Annotated in this window: 1 pseudogene; it reads left to right on the top strand. The window is 67.0% G+C overall.

The annotated features are described in order from the left end of the window. Nucleotides 1-233, top strand: a pseudogene (locus HWN72_RS30900) (hypothetical protein); the annotation flags it as partial.

Below are 233 nucleotides of genomic sequence, written 5' to 3'. Positions count from 1 at the left end.
CTGACCGCGCAGGGCGAGACGATCGGCCTGCTGGTGCTGGAGAACCTGGCTGCCGACCACGGGCCGGACGAGTCCACCGGCGTCTACATCGAACTGATGTCCGAGACGGTCGGGCTCGCGCTCGCCAACCTGAACTTGCGCGACGTGCTTCACGAAAAGGCGCTGTTCGACCCGCTGACCGGCCTGCGCAACCGGCATGAGCTGGACGACACCTTGCGCCGTCTGGTCGCTAC

The sequence above is a fragment of the Novosphingobium sp. HR1a genome (assembly GCF_015594425.1).
Classification (GTDB): domain Bacteria; phylum Pseudomonadota; class Alphaproteobacteria; order Sphingomonadales; family Sphingomonadaceae; genus Novosphingobium; species Novosphingobium resinovorum_A.
This window is presented reverse-complemented; position numbering and strand designations above follow the sequence as displayed.